Annotated in this window: 11 protein-coding genes; 8 read left to right on the top strand and 3 right to left on the bottom strand. The window is 71.0% G+C overall.

What is annotated here, in order from left to right; all coding sequences use genetic code 11:
- The first annotated feature begins 69 nt into the window (after nt 1-69).
- The gene (gene uvrA / locus AB0472_RS20805; protein ID WP_366357945.1) at nt 70-3,114 is read left to right on the top strand and encodes an excinuclease ABC subunit UvrA; all 3,045 of its coding nucleotides are present in this window, start codon (nt 70-72) and stop codon (nt 3,112-3,114) included.
- Between the two features lie 136 nt (nt 3,115-3,250).
- On the opposite strand, the gene AB0472_RS20800 is transcribed toward uvrA, so the two are convergent.
- Together AB0472_RS20800 and AB0472_RS20795 are read right to left on the bottom strand one after the other, a co-directional pair.
- Nucleotides 3,251-4,168, bottom strand: coding sequence for a carbohydrate kinase (locus AB0472_RS20800; protein ID WP_366357944.1), 918 nt, complete (start codon nt 4,166-4,168; stop codon nt 3,251-3,253).
- Nucleotides 4,165-5,268, bottom strand: a complete 1,104-nt coding sequence (locus AB0472_RS20795; RefSeq protein ID WP_366357943.1) for a LacI family DNA-binding transcriptional regulator — start codon at nt 5,266-5,268, stop codon at nt 4,165-4,167. Before AB0472_RS20795 ends, AB0472_RS20800 begins: the two co-directional genes overlap by 4 nt.
- 358 nt (nt 5,269-5,626) lie before the next feature.
- Here AB0472_RS20795 and AB0472_RS20790 point away from each other — a divergent pair, with 358 nt between their 5' ends.
- Entirely contained in the window at nt 5,627-6,055 is a 429-nt protein-coding gene (locus tag AB0472_RS20790) for a Rieske 2Fe-2S domain-containing protein (protein ID WP_366357942.1), read from the top strand.
- Nucleotides 6,056-6,081: 26 nt separating this feature from the next.
- Here the strand turns inward: AB0472_RS20790 and AB0472_RS20785 are convergent, their stop codons facing one another.
- Nucleotides 6,082-7,032, bottom strand: coding sequence for a hypothetical protein (locus AB0472_RS20785; RefSeq protein WP_366357941.1), 951 nt, complete (start codon nt 7,030-7,032; stop codon nt 6,082-6,084).
- Nucleotides 7,033-7,913: 881 nt separating this feature from the next.
- Here AB0472_RS20785 and uvrC point away from each other — a divergent pair.
- From uvrC to gap, 6 genes are all read left to right on the top strand, one after another.
- Nucleotides 7,914-10,058 carry an excinuclease ABC subunit UvrC gene (uvrC, locus tag AB0472_RS20780; RefSeq protein ID WP_366357940.1) on the top strand — a complete coding sequence of 715 codons (2,145 nt, stop codon included), beginning with the start codon at nt 7,914-7,916 and terminating at the stop codon, nt 10,056-10,058.
- Nucleotides 10,055-11,089: an RNase adapter RapZ gene (rapZ, locus tag AB0472_RS20775; protein WP_366357939.1), complete on the top strand. Its 1,035-nt coding sequence runs from the start codon at nt 10,055-10,057 to the stop codon at nt 11,087-11,089. Before uvrC ends, rapZ begins: the two co-directional genes overlap by 4 nt.
- A complete protein-coding gene (gene yvcK / locus AB0472_RS20770; protein WP_093504485.1) occupies nt 11,086-12,153 on the top strand; it encodes a uridine diphosphate-N-acetylglucosamine-binding protein YvcK in 1,068 nt (355 codons plus the stop codon). The genes rapZ and yvcK overlap by 4 nt, the downstream gene beginning before the upstream one ends.
- On the top strand, nt 12,144-13,133 hold the full coding sequence (whiA, locus tag AB0472_RS20765; protein WP_089100932.1) for a DNA-binding protein WhiA: 990 nt from the start codon (nt 12,144-12,146) through the stop codon (nt 13,131-13,133). Before yvcK ends, whiA begins: the two co-directional genes overlap by 10 nt.
- A 168-nt stretch (nt 13,134-13,301) precedes the next feature.
- Nucleotides 13,302-16,256, top strand: coding sequence for a M14 family zinc carboxypeptidase (locus AB0472_RS20760; RefSeq protein WP_366357938.1), 2,955 nt, complete (start codon nt 13,302-13,304; stop codon nt 16,254-16,256).
- 274 nt (nt 16,257-16,530) lie between these two features.
- Nucleotides 16,531-17,541 (top strand): type I glyceraldehyde-3-phosphate dehydrogenase, encoded by a 1,011-nt coding sequence (gene gap, locus AB0472_RS20755; protein ID WP_351705280.1) that lies wholly within the window; start codon nt 16,531-16,533, stop codon nt 17,539-17,541.
- Nucleotides 17,542-17,687 lie beyond the last annotated feature (146 nt).

Here is a 17,687-nt window from a genome sequence, read left to right as displayed (position 1 = left end):
CTCCCCCTAGTCTGAAGAAGCACGGGGCCCTGCCCCTGTCACTTCTCTCAAGAAAGGTGCGGACCGGCTGTGGCCGACCGTCTCATCGTCCGTGGCGCGCGCGAGCACAACCTGAAGAACGTCTCGCTCGACCTGCCTCGTGACTCGCTCATCGTCTTCACGGGTCTGTCCGGGTCGGGCAAGTCCTCCCTTGCCTTCGACACGATCTTCGCCGAGGGCCAGCGCCGCTACGTGGAGTCGCTCTCCTCGTACGCCCGTCAGTTCCTCGGGCAGATGGACAAGCCGGACGTGGACTTCATCGAGGGCCTGTCCCCCGCGGTGTCCATCGACCAGAAGTCGACCTCGCGCAACCCGCGCTCGACGGTCGGCACCATCACCGAGGTCTACGACTACCTCCGGCTGCTCTTCGCGCGCATCGGCAAGCCGCACTGCCCCGAGTGCGGCCGCCCGATCTCCCGCCAGTCGCCGCAGGCCATCGTGGACAAGGTCCTGGAGCTGCCCGAGGGGAGCCGCTTCCAGGTGCTCTCGCCGCTGGTACGCGAGCGCAAGGGCGAGTTCGTCGATCTCTTCGCCGACCTCCAGACCAAGGGCTACTCCCGCGCGCGCGTGGACGGCGAGACCGTCCAGCTCTCCGAGCCGCCGACCCTGAAGAAGCAGGAGAAGCACACCATCGAGGTGGTAGTCGACCGCCTCACGGTGAAGGACACCGCCAAGCGGCGCCTCACCGACTCCGTGGAGACCGCGCTCGGCCTGTCCGGCGGCATGGTCGTGCTCGACTTCGTCGACCTCCCCGAGGACGACCCGGAGCGCGAGCGCATGTACTCGGAGCACCTGTACTGCCCGTACGACGACCTGTCCTTCGAGGAGCTGGAGCCCCGCTCCTTCTCCTTCAACTCGCCCTTCGGCGCCTGCCCCGAGTGCACCGGCATCGGCACGCGCATGGAGGTCGATCCGGAGCTGATCGTTCCGGACGAGGACAAGTCGCTCGACGAGGGTGCCATCCACCCCTGGTCGCACGGGCACACCAAGGACTACTTCGGCCGCCTGATCGGCGCCCTCGCGGACGCTCTGGGCTTCCGCACCGACATCCCCTTCGCCGGGCTGCCGCAGCGCGCGAAGAAGGCCCTGCTCTACGGCCACAAGACCCAGATCGAGGTCCGCTACCGCAACCGGTACGGCCGCGAGCGCGTGTACACCACGCCCTTCGAGGGTGCCGTGCCGTTCGTCAAGCGCCGGCACAGCGAGGCCGAGAGCGACGCCAGCCGTGAACGCTTCGAGGGCTACATGCGCGAGGTGCCCTGCCCGACCTGCCAGGGCACCCGCCTGAAGCCGATCGTCCTCGCGGTCACGATCATGGACAAGTCGATCGCCGAGGTCGCGGCGATGTCGATCAGCGACTGCGCGGACTTCCTGGGCGAGCTCAGGCTCAACGCCCGCGACAAGAAGATCGCCGAGCGGGTGCTCAAGGAGGTCAACGAGCGGCTGAAGTTCCTGGTCGACGTCGGCCTGGACTACCTCTCGCTGAACCGCGCGGCCGGCACCCTCTCCGGCGGCGAGGCCCAGCGCATCCGCCTGGCCACGCAGATCGGCTCCGGCCTCGTCGGCGTCCTGTACGTCCTCGACGAGCCGTCGATCGGCCTGCATCAGCGCGACAACCACCGGCTGATCGAGACCCTGGTCCGGCTGCGTGACATGGGCAACACGCTCATCGTCGTCGAGCACGACGAGGACACCATCAAGGTCGCCGACTGGGTCGTCGACATCGGTCCCGGCGCCGGCGAGCACGGCGGCAACGTCGTGCACAGCGGCTCCCTGAAGGAACTGCTGGTCAACGAGGAGTCGCAGACCGGCCAGTACCTGTCCGGCAGGAAGTCGATCCCGCTGCCGGACATCCGCCGCCCGCAGGACCCGTCCCGCCGGCTCACCGTGCACGGCGCCCGCGAGAACAACCTCCAGGACATCGACGTGTCCTTCCCGCTGGGCGTGTTCACGGCCGTCACGGGCGTGTCGGGATCCGGCAAGTCGACGCTGGTCAACGACATCCTGTACACGCACCTGGCCCGCGAGCTGAACGGTGCGCGGAACGTCCCCGGCCGGCACACGCGTGTGGACGGCGACGACCTCGTCGACAAGGTCGTGCACGTCGACCAGTCGCCCATCGGCCGTACCCCGCGGTCCAACCCGGCGACGTACACCGGCGTCTTCGACCACATCCGCAAGCTGTTCGCCGAGACCACCGAGGCGAAGGTCCGCGGCTACCTGCCGGGCCGCTTCTCCTTCAACGTCAAGGGCGGCCGCTGCGAGAACTGCGCGGGCGACGGCACCATCAAGATCGAGATGAACTTCCTCCCGGACGTCTACGTCCCGTGCGAGGTCTGCCACGGTGCCCGGTACAACCGGGAGACCCTGGAGGTCCACTACAAGGGCAAGTCCATCTCCGAGGTCCTGAACATGCCGATCGAGGAGGCCACGGCGTTCTTCGAGGCCGTCCCCTCGATCGCCCGCCACCTGAACACGCTGAAGGACGTCGGCCTCGGCTACGTCCGCCTCGGTCAGTCCGCCACCACCCTGTCCGGCGGCGAGGCGCAGCGTGTGAAGCTCGCCAGCGAACTGCAGAAGCGCTCCACCGGCCGCACGGTCTACGTCCTCGACGAGCCGACCACCGGTCTGCATTTCGAGGACATCAGCAAGCTGCTGAAGGTCCTCGGCGGCCTCGTCGACAAGGGCAACACGGTCATCGTCATCGAGCACAACCTCGACGTGATCAAGACCGCGGACTGGGTCGTCGACATGGGCCCGGAGGGCGGTGCCGGCGGCGGACTCGTCGTCGCGGAGGGCACCCCCGAGGAGATCGCGGCGGTCCCGGCCAGCCACACCGGCAAGTTCCTGCGCGAGATCCTCGGCGCCGACCGCGTCAGCGACGCCAGCTCGGTCAAGGCGCCGCGCAAGACGGCGGCCAGGAAGACGGTCGCGGCGAAGAAGACCGTCGCGGCGAAGTCGACCACGAGAAGGACGGCGACCGCCAAGACCGACGCCGCGGCCACGAAGAAGGCGGCCGGAGCGACGAAGAAGGCGGCGCCCGCGAAGAAGGCGACACGGGCCCGCAAGGCCTGAGGACCCTCGGCGACGGGTTCGGAAAAATCCGGAAAAGTGCGGTGCCCCGCGGGAACTTCCCGCGGGGCACCGCTCGTTCCACCATCAGCCGCCCGATTTCCGCGGCCATGACGGACCTTGACCCCTCAACAGAGAGTCAGAGAGAGAAGCCCTCGACTTCGGAGGCGTAGGGCGGTTCCGCCCCCGCCCGGGAGCAGGTGATCGCGGCCGCCCGCGCCGCGAAGCGCAGCAGCCGCGTCCACCCGTCCGCGCCCAGTCCCAGGAGCGCGTCGGCGGACAGGGCGTCCTGAGCTGCCAGACCGTGCAACAGGGCCGCGTTCACCGTGTCACCGGCGCCGATCGTGTCCACGACGGCGACCTCCTCACCGGGGACGGCGTACACGGTGCCGTCGCGGGTGAAGGCACTGAGACCGTCACCGCCGTGGGTGATCACCACGGCCGAGGGCCCCGCCGCCAGCCATTCGTGCGGGGTGCCGCCCAGCCACAGGGCGTCCTCCTCCGAGAGCTTGAGGAGGGTCACCGAGGGCAGCCAGCTCTTGAAACGGGCCCGATAGGCGTCCGGATCGGCGATGAGACCCGCCCGGATGTTCGGGTCCAGTGCGGTGAACAGGCCCTGACCGGCCGCGTCCCGCATCAGCTCCTCATAGGCGCTCGCCCCCGGTTCCAGGACCAGCGAGAGGGTCCCGAAGGAGACGGCCCGGGTCGTCGAGGGGAGGACGGCGGGGGTGGTGAACAGGCGGTCGGCCGTGCCCTCGACGTAGAAGGAGTAGGAGGCGGAGCCCCGCGGGTCGATCGTGGCGGCCGCGAGGGTGGTCGGTTCCGGGCCGCGTTCCACAAGGGAGACGTCCACACCGGCCTGCCGCAGCCCGTCCAGCAGGGCCTCGCCGAAGGCATCGCCGGAGGCACGGGAGCAGAACGCGGTGGCGGAGCCCAGGCGGCCGAGGGCCACGGCCGTGTTGTACGGACCGCCGCCGAGCGCCGGCTGCAGGGCCGCGAGGGCGCCCGTGCCTTGCGGTACCAGGTCGATCAGTGCTTCACCGGCGACGACGATCACGAGAGGGTTCCTTTCCCAGGGTGCTGAGGGGCGTTGGGCGTGCTGGGGACGGTGCGGGTCCCCGTGGGGGCGGTCGCGGCCCCCTCCTCCCGGCACCCGCACGACGTCCGGTGCACGAAGGTGCAGGGGAGCCGTACGGTCCGGGCGGGCCGGCCGGGTGCGGCCAGCCGTTCCAGGAGCACCCGGACCGCCTCGGCGCCGAGTTCCCTGCTGGGCTGGGCGATGGCGGTGAGCCGGGGCGAGAAGAGGTCGGCCCAGGCGAAGTCGTCGAAGCAGCACAGGGCGATGCCGTCCGGTACGGAGAGGCCCCGTGTGCGCAGGGCGCGCAGGGCGCCGATGGTCATCGCGTTGTTGGCGGTGACCAGTGCCGTGGGCGGGACGGCGAGCGACAGCAGGGCGGCGGTGGCCTGCTCGGCACCCGCGGCCTCCGAGTTGCCCGGGACGATCAGGTCCTCGTCCGGCGGCAGCCCGGCCGCGGCCAGCCCCTGCCGGTAGCCGGCGACCCGCTCGCCGGTGGTGCTCAGCCCGGGCAGCCCCGCGACCAGGCCGATCCGGCGGTGCCCGAGACCGGCCAGGTGGGTGACGAGCCGGGCCGTCGGCTCGGTGTTCTCGGCACAGACCTGGTCGAAGGGCGAGGCGGTGTCCCCGTGGGCGTCGACGACCCGGTCGAGGAGGACGGCCGGTACGGCATGACGGCCGAGGTAGGCGAGGAGTGCGCGCGGGTCGGCGGAGGGAGCGACGATCACGCCGTCGACGCGGCGTTCGTGGAGGAGCTGGACGACCTTGCGTTCGTGCTCGGCGTCGTCGTGCGGGTCGGCGATGAGCAGGCTGTAGCCGTGCTCCAGGACGGCTGCCTCGACGCCCTGGAGGATCTCCGTGAAGTAGGGGTTGCTGATCGCCGACACCGCGAGCCCGATGGAACGGGTGCGGGACGTGACCAGGGAGCGGGCGAGGGTGTTGGGTGTGTAGCCCAGTTCCTCGATGGCGTCGAGCACGGCCTGGCGCGTGTGGGGCAGCACCGGGCGGGTCTCGTTCAGCACATGGGAGACGGTCGCCACGGAGACACCGGCGCTGCGGGCGACGTCGGCCATGGTGGGCATGGGAGCTCCCCTTGTCGCTTCCGGCCCGGGCGAGGGCTCTGTGGTTCCGGCTCGGGCCGCCGGTTCCGGTCGGCACGTCGGCTTTCCTGCTCGGATCCTCGGTGCCTGGCGGCACATCGGTTCCCGCTCGCGCCGCCGCGTGGGGCCTCCGGCCGGAAGCTACCTCATCCGCCCCGGCCGCGTAAACGCTTGCGCAAGCGTTTACGCGCTGTCGAGCAAGCCCACCCCTGCCACGCCCCCGCCCTGAAGCGGGACGATCCGCCCAGGTACTGTCTTCCCGCGTGGTTCCGGGCGGCTGTCTCCCGAAGTCCGGCCCTGACCCGCCCCCCGCCGCGACCCGACCCACCTGGAGCCCCACGTGTCCGCCCGCCCCTTCACGAGCCGCCGTACCCTCCTGCGCGGAGCGGCCGTCACGTCGGTCGCCGGACTGGGGGCGGCCGCCTGCACGGCACCCGGCGGCGCGGCCTCCGCGGACGCCACGCCGACCGCGCCGGTCGACCTCGGCGCCGGGAGCGAGGTCGCCGAGGGCGGCGCCCGGCTCTACCGCGACCACAACCTGGTCGTCAGCCGCTCCGCCGACGGTGCGCTGAAGGCGTACAGCACGATCTGCACGCACGCGGGGTGCCCGATCGACAGACTCCAGGGCACGACCCTGGTATGCCCCTGCCACGGCAGCGAGTTCGACGCCGTGACCGGCAAGGTGGTGCGGTCACCGGCCACCGAGCCGCTGAACGAACTGCCGGTCAAGGAGTCGGGCGGCCGGATCGTGGCGGGACCCGGCGCCTGACCCGGGGACCAGGTGTCAGCGCCGGTTCAATCCCAGTCCCAGCCGATCCCCAGCAGTCCCGGCCGCACCCGCGGCTCGACCAGGTGGACGGAGCGGTGCAGCCCGCTCAGCGGCAGGGTCTGGCGGCCGCTGCGGGGGGCCGCCGCCGAGTGCTGGGCGAACCGGTGGCAGCCGGTCGGCAGTGCGTCGGCGGCGAAACGCACCTGCAGCGTGTACTGGCCGCCCGGAAAGCCGAAGCCGCGGACGTACTCGCGTGAGACACCGGCCGTGCCGTCCTCGACGGCGTAGCGGAAGAGGAAGGTGTCGCCGGAGCGCAGCCGGGTGCCGAAGAGGAGTTCGGCGACGAGCAGGCCGGTCTCCTCGTCCGCACGGACACGTCCCGCTCGGCAGTTCTCCAGCGCGCGCACGGTCATGTGCTGCGGGGCGCAGCCGGGGTCGCCGTGGTGGACGGCCACGAAGCGGTCGACGCCGTCCCGGTGCGCGCGCACGATGTGCTGCGACTCGCGGGCGGCCAGTTCACGGTGGGCGCCGATCCGCACCCGCTCGTGGTGTCCGAGGGTGTGCAGGCCGCCGTCGAGGGACCAGCCGAGTTCGGTCTGGAACCGGTCGAGGGCGTCGCAGGCCTCGATCAGGGAGCGGTAGGAGCGGCCGGCGGGCCGGCGCGCGGCGGGCTCCTGGTCGGTGGTCTCGGCGAGCAGCCGGATCAGGGACTCGTCCGGGAGCTGGAGTATCTCCTCCAGCGCGCGGACGGCCCGCAGCGACTCCGGGCGCTGCGGCCGGCGGGCCCCCTGCTGCCAGTAACTCAGGCTGGTGACGCCCACTTTGACGCCGTAGCGGGACAGGTGGTGCTGCACGCGCTGGAGCGGCAGCCCGCGGGCGGCGATCGCGGCGCGCAGGGCCACGTGGAAGGGGCCGCCACGCAGGGCCGAGTCCAGTTCCGCGGTTGCGACGTCCGCGTGCTGTGTGCCGTGCCGCATGCAGGGGGCCTTTCTGTCGGGGGGTTCAACGGCTGGTCAGGCCGTTGGCGCGGTTCGGGGCCACCCCGTCGGCGCCGGGGCGGCCGCACCTGGGCATGCCGCGTCCGCAGGCCGTCGCTCACGGCCCCGAGTTCCCCCGCATTGAAGCGTGTTGACCAATCCCCGACAACACCTTCGGCCGGTCCGGGGCGCCCACCTGGCCGGGGCACGACCCCGGCCACCGGCGGGACGGTGGGGGCGTGGCCGTGCCGCTCCCGGCCAGGAGGCCGGAGACCGTTCGCGGACGAGGGGGCGATTTGGGGAGGAAGCAGAGCAAGATCCGTCCCGAGCGGTGGGGCCGCGCCGGGCCGGCCGCGCGCCGGGCCCGTGTCCGCGGCATGCCGGAGCGGTTCGCGAAGCCGCCGAGGTGTCCGATTCCGTGATCCGTTCGCCGGGTGGCCAGATGCGGCAGCGGGTGGCCGCAGAGGCCGGTCGCGCCGTGCCCGCCCGGAGGCGCGCCGTGCCCGCCCGGAGGCGCGCCGTGCCCGCCCGGAGGCGCGGAGTGCCAGCCCGGAGGCGTCGAGTGCCCGCGCCGACTTCCGGCAGTGCGCCGCGCGCCTCCGTGATCCCCCGGCCTGCCGCCGGTATGCCGCCGGAGCGCCCCTGCTCCCCGGCCGCTCACCGGCCGCGAATCCCCCCGGTGCCACCGGCCGGGGCGTCCGAAGGCCCTGGCAGACCGGATGGCCCTCCGCAGCCCGTGGGCTCGGGATCTCCGTCCCGGCGGCTCCGTCTCCGCGGTCTCCGGGGTCCTGGCTACCCCGACCGGCCCGGCCCACGGTTGTCCACAGGCTCGTGTCCACAGGCTCGTCGCGGTGTCGGTGCGCGCCAGTAGGGTGTGAGACATGGCCGACCCCTCCAGCTACCGCCCCAAGCCGGGACAGATCCCGGACACTCCCGGGGTGTACAGGTTCCGTGACGAGCACCGCCGGGTGATCTACGTCGGAAAGGCGAAGAGCTTGCGCCAGCGCCTGGCGAACTACTTCCAGGACCTGGCGAGCCTGCACCCCCGCACCCGGACCATGGTCACCACCGCGGCGTCCGTGGAGTGGACCGTGGTGTCCACGGAGGTCGAGGCGCTCCAGCTGGAGTACTCCTGGATCAAGGAGTACGACCCCCGCTTCAACGTGAAGTACCGCGACGACAAGAGCTACCCCTACCTCGCGGTGACGATGAACGAGGAGTTCCCGCGAGTCCAGGTGATGCGCGGTCACAAGAAGAAGGGCGTGCGCTACTTCGGGCCGTACGGCCACGCGTGGGCGATCCGGGACACCGTCGACCTGCTGCTGCGCGTGTTCCCGGTGCGCACCTGCTCGGCCGGGGTGTTCAAGAACGCCGCCCGTACCGGCCGCCCCTGCCTGCTCGGCTACATCGGCAAGTGCTCGGCCCCCTGCGTCGGCCGGATCGAGCCCGAGGAGCATCGCGAACTGGCCGAGGAGTTCTGCGACTTCATGGCCGGCCGCACCGGCACCTACCTCCGCCGTCTGGAGCAGCGGATGACGGAGGCCGCCGAGGAGATGGAGTACGAGCGGGCCGCCCGGCTGCGCGACGACATCGAGGCCCTGAAGAAGGCCATGGAGAAGAACGCGGTCGTGCTCGCCGACGCGACCGACGCCGACCTCGTCGCCGTCGCGGAGGACGAGCTGGAGGCGGCCGTCCAGATCTTCCACGTGCGCGGCGGACGCGTGCGCGGCCAGCGCGGCTGGGTGACGGACAAGGTGGAGGACGTCACCACGGGTGCCCTCGTCGAGCACGCCCTCCAGCAGCTCTACGGCGAGGAGACCGGCGACGCCGTCCCCAAGGAGGTGCTGGTCCCGGCCCTGCCCGAGCCGGTCGAGCCGGTCCAGGAGTGGCTCACCGACCGCCGCGGGTCGAACGTCTCGCTGCGCATCCCGCAGCGCGGCGACAAGAAGGCGCTGATGGAGACCGTGCAGCGCAACGCCCAGCAGTCGCTCGCCCTGCACAAGACCAAGCGCGCCTCCGACCTCACCACGCGGTCGCGCGCGCTGGAGGAGATCGCCGACGCCCTGGACCTGGACAGCGCCCCGCTGCGCATCGAGTGCTACGACATCTCGCACCTGCAGGGCGACGACGTCGTGGCCTCCATGGTCGTCTTCGAGGACGGCCTGCAGCGCAAGAGCGAGTACCGGCGCTTCCAGATCAAGGGCTTCGCCGGCCAGGACGACGTGCGTTCCATGCACGAGGTGATCACCCGCCGCTTCCGCCGCTACCTCGCCGACAAGGAGCGGACCGGCGAGTGGGCTGAGGACGGTGCCGAGGACGCCGTCACCGACCCGGGCACCCCGACGGCCTCCGAAACCCCTGCCCACGGCGAGGGCCGCCCCGACACCGACCCCGGCGCCGGGCACGTCAACGGTTTCAAGGACGAGGACGGCCGTCCCAAGAAGTTCGCCTACCCGCCCCAGCTCGTGGTCGTCGACGGCGGCCGGCCGCAGGTCGCCGCCGCCAAGCGGGCGCTCGACGAGCTCGGCATCGACGACATCGCCGTCTGCGGCCTCGCCAAGCGCCTCGAAGAGGTCTGGCTGCCCGAGGACGACGACCCGGTGGTGCTGCCCCGCACCAGCGAGGGTCTCTACCTGCTCCAGCGCATCCGGGACGAGGCGCACCGCTTCGCCATCACCTACCAGCGCGCCAAACGGGCCAAGCGCTTCCGCTCCAGTCCCCTGGACGACGTACCGGGGCTCGGCGAAACCCGCAAACAGGCGTTGATCAAGCATTTCGGCTCGGTGAAGAAGCTGCGGTCCGCCACAATCGAGCAGATCCAGGAAGTGCCCGGGATAGGCCGCAAGACGGCCGAGACCATCGCCGTGGCCCTCGCCCAGGCGGCCCCGGCCGCACCCGCCGTGAACACGGCGACCGGAGAGATCATGGATGACAGGGAAGACGAGGCGCCCGAGACGACGGCGGACGCCTCGGGGGAGCCCGTACCCGCGGGCGCCCCGGACGATCGACGGGGCCAGGAGAGATGACCGAGCGCGACGCACAGCGAGATCCGGCGTTCAGCGAAACGCAGGGCGAGCCCGAGGAAACGCGCGACGAGGCGCGCCAGGATCAGCCGCAGGAGGCGCAAGCCGAAGCGGGCCAGGAAAACGGAGCAGAAGTGAGTACGGACGCCACCGCTGCCGGGGTGCCGGAGGCGGCCATCCCCGAGCTGGTGATCATCTCCGGCATGTCGGGAGCCGGTCGTTCCACGGCGGCGAAGTGCCTGGAGGACCTCGGCTGGTTCGTCGTGGACAACCTCCCGCCGGCTCTCATCCCCACCATGGTCGAGCTGGGCGCCCGCTCCCAGGGCAACGTGGCGCGCATCGCGGTCGTCGTCGACGTGCGCGGCCGGCGCTTCTTCGACAACCTGCGGGAGTCCCTCGCCGACCTCGACAGCCGGGGCGTCACCCGCCGGATCGTCTTCCTGGAGTCCTCCGACGACGCGCTGGTCCGCCGCTTCGAGTCGGTGCGCCGCCCGCACCCCCTCCAGGGCGACGGCCGGATCGTGGACGGCATCGCCGCCGAGCGGGAGCTGCTGCGCGAGCTGCGCGGCGACGCCGACCTGGTGATCGACACCTCCAGCCTCAACGTGCACGAGCTGCGCGCCAAGATGGACGCCCAGTTCGCCGGCGAGGAGGAGCCCGAGCTGCGGGCCACCGTGATGTCGTTCGGCTTCAAGTACGGTCTGCCCGTCGACGCCGACCTGGTCGCCGACATGCGGTTCCTGCCCAACCCGCACTGGGTGCCGGAGCTGCGCCCGTACACCGGCCTCAACGAGGAGGTCTCGGCGTACGTCTTCAACCAGCCGGGTGCCAAGGAATTCCTCGACCGGTACGCCGAGCTGCTGCGGCTGATCGCGACCGGGTACCGGCGCGAGGGCAAGCGGTACGTGACGATCGCCATCGGCTGCACGGGCGGCAAGCACCGCTCGGTCGCCGTGTCCGAGAAGCTCGCTGCCCGCCTGGCCGCCGAGGGAGTGGAGACCGTAGTCGTGCACCGGGACATGGGGCGCGAGTGACCGAGCGCAGTCCACGGCTGAGCAGGCTGCGCCGGATGGTGCCCGAGTCCCGCGCGGGCCGTCCCGTCGAGGCCCGCGGCGCCCGGCCGCGTCGCCGCGGTGCCCAGCCCAAGGTGGTCGCCCTGGGGGGCGGCATGGGCCTGTCCGCCTCGCTCGCCGCCCTGCGCCGGATCACCGGCGACCTCACCGCCGTCGTCACCGTGGCCGACGACGGCGGCTCCAGCGGGCGCCTGCGCGACGAGCTGGGTGTGCTCCCGCCGGGTGATCTCCGCAAGGCCCTCGCCGCCCTGTGCGGTGACGACGACTGGGGCCAGACCTGGGCCCGGGTCATCCAGCACCGCTTCCAGTCCAAGGGCGACCTGCACGAGCACGCGGTCGGCAATCTGCTGATCGTCGCCCTGTGGGAGCAGCTCGGCGACCACGTCCAGGCCCTGGACCTGGTCGGCAGGCTGCTCGGCGCGCACGGACGGGTGCTGCCGATGTCCGCCGTGCCGCTGGAGCTGCAGGCCCTGGTCAAGGGGCACGATCCGGAGCGGCCCGAGGAGGTGGACCTCGTCCGCGGGCAGGCCACCGTGGCGCTCACACCCGGCGAGGTGCAGTCCGTGCACCTGGTGCCGCACGACCCGCCGGCCGTGCCGGAGGCGGTGGCGGCCGTCCTGGACGCGGACTGGGTGGTGCTCGGCCCCGGCTCCTGGTTCTCGTCGGTGATTCCGCACCTGCTCGTGCCCGATCTGCTGGACGCGCTCACCGAGACCAAGGCCCGCAAGGTCCTCTCGCTGAACCTGGCACCGCAGCCGGGAGAAACCGAGGGCTTCTCACCGCAGCGTCATTTGGAGGTTTTGGGGCGACACGCCCCTAAACTCGCCCTGGACGTGGTGCTGGCCGACGAGGCCGCCGTGCCCGACCGCGACTCGCTCACCGAGGCCGCCAAGCGGCTGGGAGCCGCGGTCGAGCTGAGCCCCGTGGCCCGGACCGACGGTTCACCCCGGCACGACCCGGAGCTGTTGGCCGCCGCGTACGACCGTATTTTTCGGATGCATGGAAGGATCGGCCCATGGCGATGACGGCAGCGGTGAAGGACGAGATCTCCCGGCTACCCGTCACCCGGACCTGCTGCCGGAAGGCGGAGGTCTCCGCCATTCTGCGGTTCGCCGGCGGCCTTCACCTGGTGAGCGGGCGCATCGTGATCGAGGCGGAGCTGGACACCGCGATGGCGGCCCGGCGCCTCAAGCGGGACATCCTGGAGATCTTCGGCCACAGCTCCGAGCTGATCGTGATGGCACCCGGCGGGCTGCGCCGCGGTTCCCGGTACGTCGTACGGGTGGTGGCGGGCGGCGACCAGCTGGCCCGCCAGACCGGCCTGGTGGACGGCCGGGGACGGCCGATCCGGGGCCTGCCCCCGCAGGTCGTCTCCGGGGCCACCTGCGACGCCGAGGCGGCCTGGCGCGGCGCCTTCCTGGCGCACGGCTCGCTGACCGAGCCGGGCCGCTCCTCCTCCCTGGAGGTGACCTGCCCGGGCCCGGAGGCCGCGCTGGCGCTGGTCGGTGCCGCCCGCCGGCTGTCCATCGCGGCGAAGGCCCGTGAGGTGCGCGGGGTGGACCGGGTGGTCGTCCGTGACGGTGACGCGATCGGCGCGCTGCTGACCCGTCTCGGCGCGCACGAGTCGGTGCTCGCCTGGGAGGAGCGGCGGATGCGCCGCGAGGTCCGCGCCACCGCGAACCGCCTCGCCAACTTCGACGACGCCAACCTGCGCCGCTCCGCCCGCGCGGCCGTGGCGGCCGGCGCCCGCGTCCAGCGGGCCCTGGAGATCCTTGCCGACGAGGTGCCCGAGCACCTCGCGGCGGCCGGCCGGCTGCGCATGGAGCACAAGCAGGCCTCCCTGGAGGAGCTGGGCGCGCTCGCCGACCCGCCGCTCACCAAGGACGCCGTCGCGGGGCGGATCCGCCGCCTGCTCGCGATGGCCGACAAGCGCGCGTCCGATCTGGGTATCCCAGGCACCGAGGCCAACCTCTCCGAGGAACTGGCCGACAACCTCGCAGGCTGAGGCACCGTCACCCCACCGGTGCCGGCGGCCGTGACGGTCGTCGGCACCGGCGTTTACATCCCTTTTAAGCCACCGTGAACTGGCCATGAGGCGCCCTTGACTGGATCATGAAGTGTCATGAGCCTGGCAGGAGTTCGCCGCCGTGGCGAACCACCGCTAGGGGGGTTCATGAGACACAGAGCGAGATCGATCCTCGCTGTCGGCGCGCTCCTGATCGGCTCGGCCGCACTCGCACCCATGGCGCGGGCGCAGACCGGGAGTTCCCCGAAGCCCGACCCCGACCAGGTCAAGGTCTTCCACGCCGACGTCACCAGGAAACAGATTCCCCTGCTGCTCGAAGCCGGGCAGGACGGCAACGAACTCGGCGACCAGGTCACCGGATCCGGTACGTCGGAAGTCGAGCTGTACCTCACCGACCAGCAGGCGAAGAAGCTGGCGAAGCAGGGCGTCGACCTCACCGAGCACAAGGTGTCGGCCAAGGCCGAGCTGCGGGTCGAAGACGCCTCCCAGGGCGTGTTCCGCCCGTACGGCGGCACCGGCGGGCTCGAACAGGAGATCCTCGCGACCGCGCAGGCCAACCCGGGTCTCACCAAGGTCGAGTCCATCGGCAGGACGGTCGACGGGCAGGACATCCTCGCGCTGAAACTGACCAAGGGCGCGAAGAAGTCGAAGGACGGCTCCAAGCCCGCCGTGCTGTACATGTCCAACCAGCACGCCCGCGAGTGGATCACGCCGGAGATGACCCGCCGGCTGATGCACTACTACCTGGACCACTACGGCACCGACAAACGCATCAAGAAGATCGTCGACTCGACCGAGCTGTGGTTCGTGCTGTCCGCCAACCCCGACGGCTACGACTACACCTTCCAGAACTCCGACACCCGCCTGTGGCGCAAGAACCTGCGGGACGTCAACGGCGACGGGGTCATCGGCGCGGGTGACGGCGTCGACCTCAACCGCAACTTCGGCTACAAGTGGGGCTACGACGACGAGGGGTCGTCCCCCAACCCCACCAGCGAGACCTACCGCGGCGCGAGCCCGGAGTCCGAGCCCGAGACCAGGGCGCTGGACGACTTCGAGAAGCGGATCGGGTTCACGTACGGCATCAACTACCACTCCGCCGCCGAGCTCCTGCTCTACGGCGTCGGCTGGCAGGTGGCCACCCCGACCCCGGACGACGTCCTCTACAAGGCGCTCGCCGGCACCCCGGACAACCCGGCGATCCCCGGCTACCACTCGCAGGTCTCCTCGGAGCTGTACACCACCAACGGCGAGGCGGACGGCCACGCGTCGAACGTCAACGGCATGGCGATGTTCACCCCCGAGATGTCGACCTGCCAGACCGCCTCGAACATCGACCCGAACGACGCCTGGAACGCCTCCGACTGCCAGTCGGTCTTCAACTACCCGGACGACGAGAAGCTGATCCAGGACGAGTTCGAGAAGAACGTCCCCTTCGCGCTCTCCGTCGCCGAGACCGCCGCCCACCCCGACCAGCCGGTCTCCTCGGTGGGCCTGAGCGCCGCCGACTTCACCCCGGCGACCTTCTCCACGTCGTACTCGCGCGGCGCCGACCAGGAGGTCTCGGTCGTCGTCCGCAAGGCGGTCCGCGACAAGGAGCTCAGGTACCGCGTCAACGGCGGCCGCACCCGGGACACGGCGCTCAAGCACTGGAAGGGCGGCGAGACCTACGGCGGCGAGGACAACCTCTACTTCGACGAGTACCGGGCCAAGGTGAAGGACGGCGACCCGGGAGACAGGGTCGAGGTGTGGTTCACCGGTGAGACGAAGAACGGCAGGAAGGTCTCCAGCCCGCACTTCACGTACACCGTCGCCGAGCGGCCCAAGGCGGACACCCTGGTGGTCGCCGAGGAGGGCGCCAGGGCCACCCAGGCACAGACCTACGTCGACGCGCTGAAGGCGGCCGGGCACAAGGCGGTCGTCTGGGACGTCGCCACCCAGGGCGCGCCCGACGCGCTCGGCGTGCTCAAGCACTTCAGGACCGTCGTCCACTACTCAGGTACCGCCGGCCCCGGCAACGACACCCAGCTCCAGCTGCGCGCCTACCTCAACGAGGGCGGCAAGCTGATCGAGGCCGGCGAGCTGGCCGGCGGCAGTGTGAACCTCGCCGACGGCACCCCGTCGGACGACTTCAGCCAGTACTACCTGGGCGCCTACTCCCGCACCTCGACACCCGGGGCCACCGGCTTCACGGGCTCGGGCGCCCTGGGCGGCTTCAGCGGCCCCCTGAGCGGCACCTCCGCGAACCCGCTCGACAAGGCCGGGACCTACGCGGTCACCTCCGACGAGCTCGCGCCCGGCACGTACCCGCAGTTCGCCAGCGCGGGCGCCGGCCGGTTCGCCGGGACCGTCAACCCGTACGCGCCGTACTCGGGGTCGTACATGGCCGCGGCCGTCCACACCGACGACTCCTACAAGCGCCTCACCCGCACCATCGACCTCACCGGTGTCACCGCGTCCCAGCAGCCGGCCCTCGGCGCCAAGCTGCTGTGGGACACCGAACCCGGCTACGACCACGCGGTCGTCGAGGCGCACGTCGTCGGGACCGACGACTGGACGACCCTGCCGGACCGGGGCGGCGCCACCAGCAGTGCCGTACCGAGCGAGTGCGGGGCGGGCTTCCTGATCGCCGAGCACCCGTGGCTGAAGCACTACCTGACCATCGCGGACGGCCGGTGCACCGCGAGCGGCACCAGCGGTGCCTGGAACAGCTTCACCGGCAGCTCGGACGGCTGGCAGCCGGTGAGCTTCGACCTGAGCGCCTACGCCGGGAAGACCGTCGAGATCTCCATCGGCTACATCACCGACCCGAGCACCGGCGGGCACGGCGTCCTCCTCGACGACGCCTCGCTCGTGCTCGGCGGAGCGGCCACCGAGACCGAGGGCTTCGAGTCCTCCCTCGGCCCCTGGACCGTGGCCGGCCCGCCCGCGGGCAGCCCGGCCGTCCTCAAGGACTGGGAGCGCACCGGGGCGCTGTTCCAGACGTACGGAGCGGTCACCACCGACCGCACCGTGCTGCTCGGTTTCGGCCTGGAACAGGTCGGTTCCGCGGCCGATCGTGCCGCTCTGGTGAAGAAGGCGTTGACGGCGCTCGACAACTGACGCCGACGGCACGCGACAAGTGAGCCGACCCGCTCACGAACGAGTGAAAGGGCGGTACATACGGGTCGGCATTCCGTGGCAAAACGGTGCGATCCGACCACCGATCCGAGACGGTCCGTACCCCTACTGGCGGGTACGGACCGCCTCGCCGTGTATGGGGCATCTGGATGTCACCACGGAAGCCTCAGGGAGGTAGGGTCATGGGTGGTCGGGGACATCCCAAATACAGCTCGCCGGCACCGCATGGCCGGCGTACCAACGAGGAGATCGGTTCGTGACGATCCGCGTAGGCATCAACGGCTTCGGTCGTATCGGTCGCAACTACTTCCGCGCGCTGCTGGAGCAGGGCGCTGACATCGAGATCGTGGCTGTCAACGACCTGGGTGACACCGCGACCACCGCGCACCTGCTGAAGTACGACACGATCCTGGGCCGCCTCAAGGCCGAGGTGTCGCACACCGCCGACACGATCACCGTCGACGGCCACACCATCAAGGTGCTGTCCGAGCGCAACCCCGCCGACATCCCGTGGGGCGACCTGGGCGTCGACATCGTCATCGAGTCGACCGGCATCTTCACCAACAAGGACGACGCCGCCAAGCACATCGCCGGCGGCGCGAAGAAGGTCCTCATCTCGGCTCCGGCCAAGAACGAGGACATCACCATCGTCATGGGTGTCAACCAGGACAAGTACGACGCGGCCAACCACCACGTCATCTCCAACGCCTCCTGCACCACCAACTGCGTGGCGCCGATGGCGAAGGTCCTCGACGAGAACTTCGGCATCGTCAAGGGCCTGATGACGACGGTGCACGCGTACACCAACGACCAGCGCATCCTGGACTTCCCGCACAAGGACCTGCGTCGCGCGCGTGCCGCCGCGGAGAACATCATCCCGACCACCACCGGTGCCGCCAAGGCCACCGCGCTGGTCCTCCCGCAGCTCAAGGGCAAGCTGGACGGCATCGCCATGCGCGTCCCGGTCCCGACCGGCTCCGCCACCGACCTGGTCGTGACGCTGCAGCGCGAGGTCACCAAGGACGAGGTCAACGCCGCGTTCAAGAAGGCCGCCGAGGACGGCGACCTGAAGGGCTACCTGGCGTACACCGAGGACGAGATCGTCTCCTCGGACATCGTCGGCGACCCGGCCTCCTGCACCTTCGATTCCTCCCTGACCATGGTCCAGGAGGGCAACACGGTGAAGATCCTCGGCTGGTACGACAACGAGTGGGGCTACTCCAACCGCCTCGTCGACCTCACGGTCTTCGTCGGCGAACAGCTCTGATCGGCCGATCAGGCACCACGATGCGGTAGCAGGGCTCGGGCAGCGCACGGTCGCGCCGCCCGGGCCCTGACGCGCGTAAGGATCGACCCGACCACATACGGTTCGATCAGTCCTCGTACGATCAAGAGCCCTCCTGTAGGAGTCCC

The sequence above is a fragment of the Streptomyces sp. NPDC086777 genome, from assembly GCF_040702065.1.
Lineage (GTDB): Bacteria > Actinomycetota > Actinomycetes > Streptomycetales > Streptomycetaceae > Streptomyces.
This window is presented reverse-complemented; position numbering and strand designations above follow the sequence as displayed.

Excerpts from the sequence above, each read along its gene's own strand:
- whiA (WP_089100932.1), top strand. The coding sequence starts at position 12,144 with ATGGCGATGACGGCAGCGGTGAAGGACGAGATCTCCCGGCTACCCGTC.
- uvrC (WP_366357940.1), top strand. The coding sequence starts at position 7,914 with ATGGCCGACCCCTCCAGCTACCGCCCCAAGCCGGGACAGATCCCGGAC.
- AB0472_RS20795 (WP_366357943.1), bottom strand. The coding sequence starts at position 5,268 with ATGCCCACCATGGCCGACGTCGCCCGCAGCGCCGGTGTCTCCGTGGCG.
- rapZ (WP_366357939.1), top strand. The coding sequence starts at position 10,055 with ATGACCGAGCGCGACGCACAGCGAGATCCGGCGTTCAGCGAAACGCAG.
- AB0472_RS20785 (WP_366357941.1), bottom strand. The coding sequence starts at position 7,032 with ATGCGGCACGGCACACAGCACGCGGACGTCGCAACCGCGGAACTGGAC.
- AB0472_RS20760 (WP_366357938.1), top strand. The coding sequence starts at position 13,302 with ATGAGACACAGAGCGAGATCGATCCTCGCTGTCGGCGCGCTCCTGATC.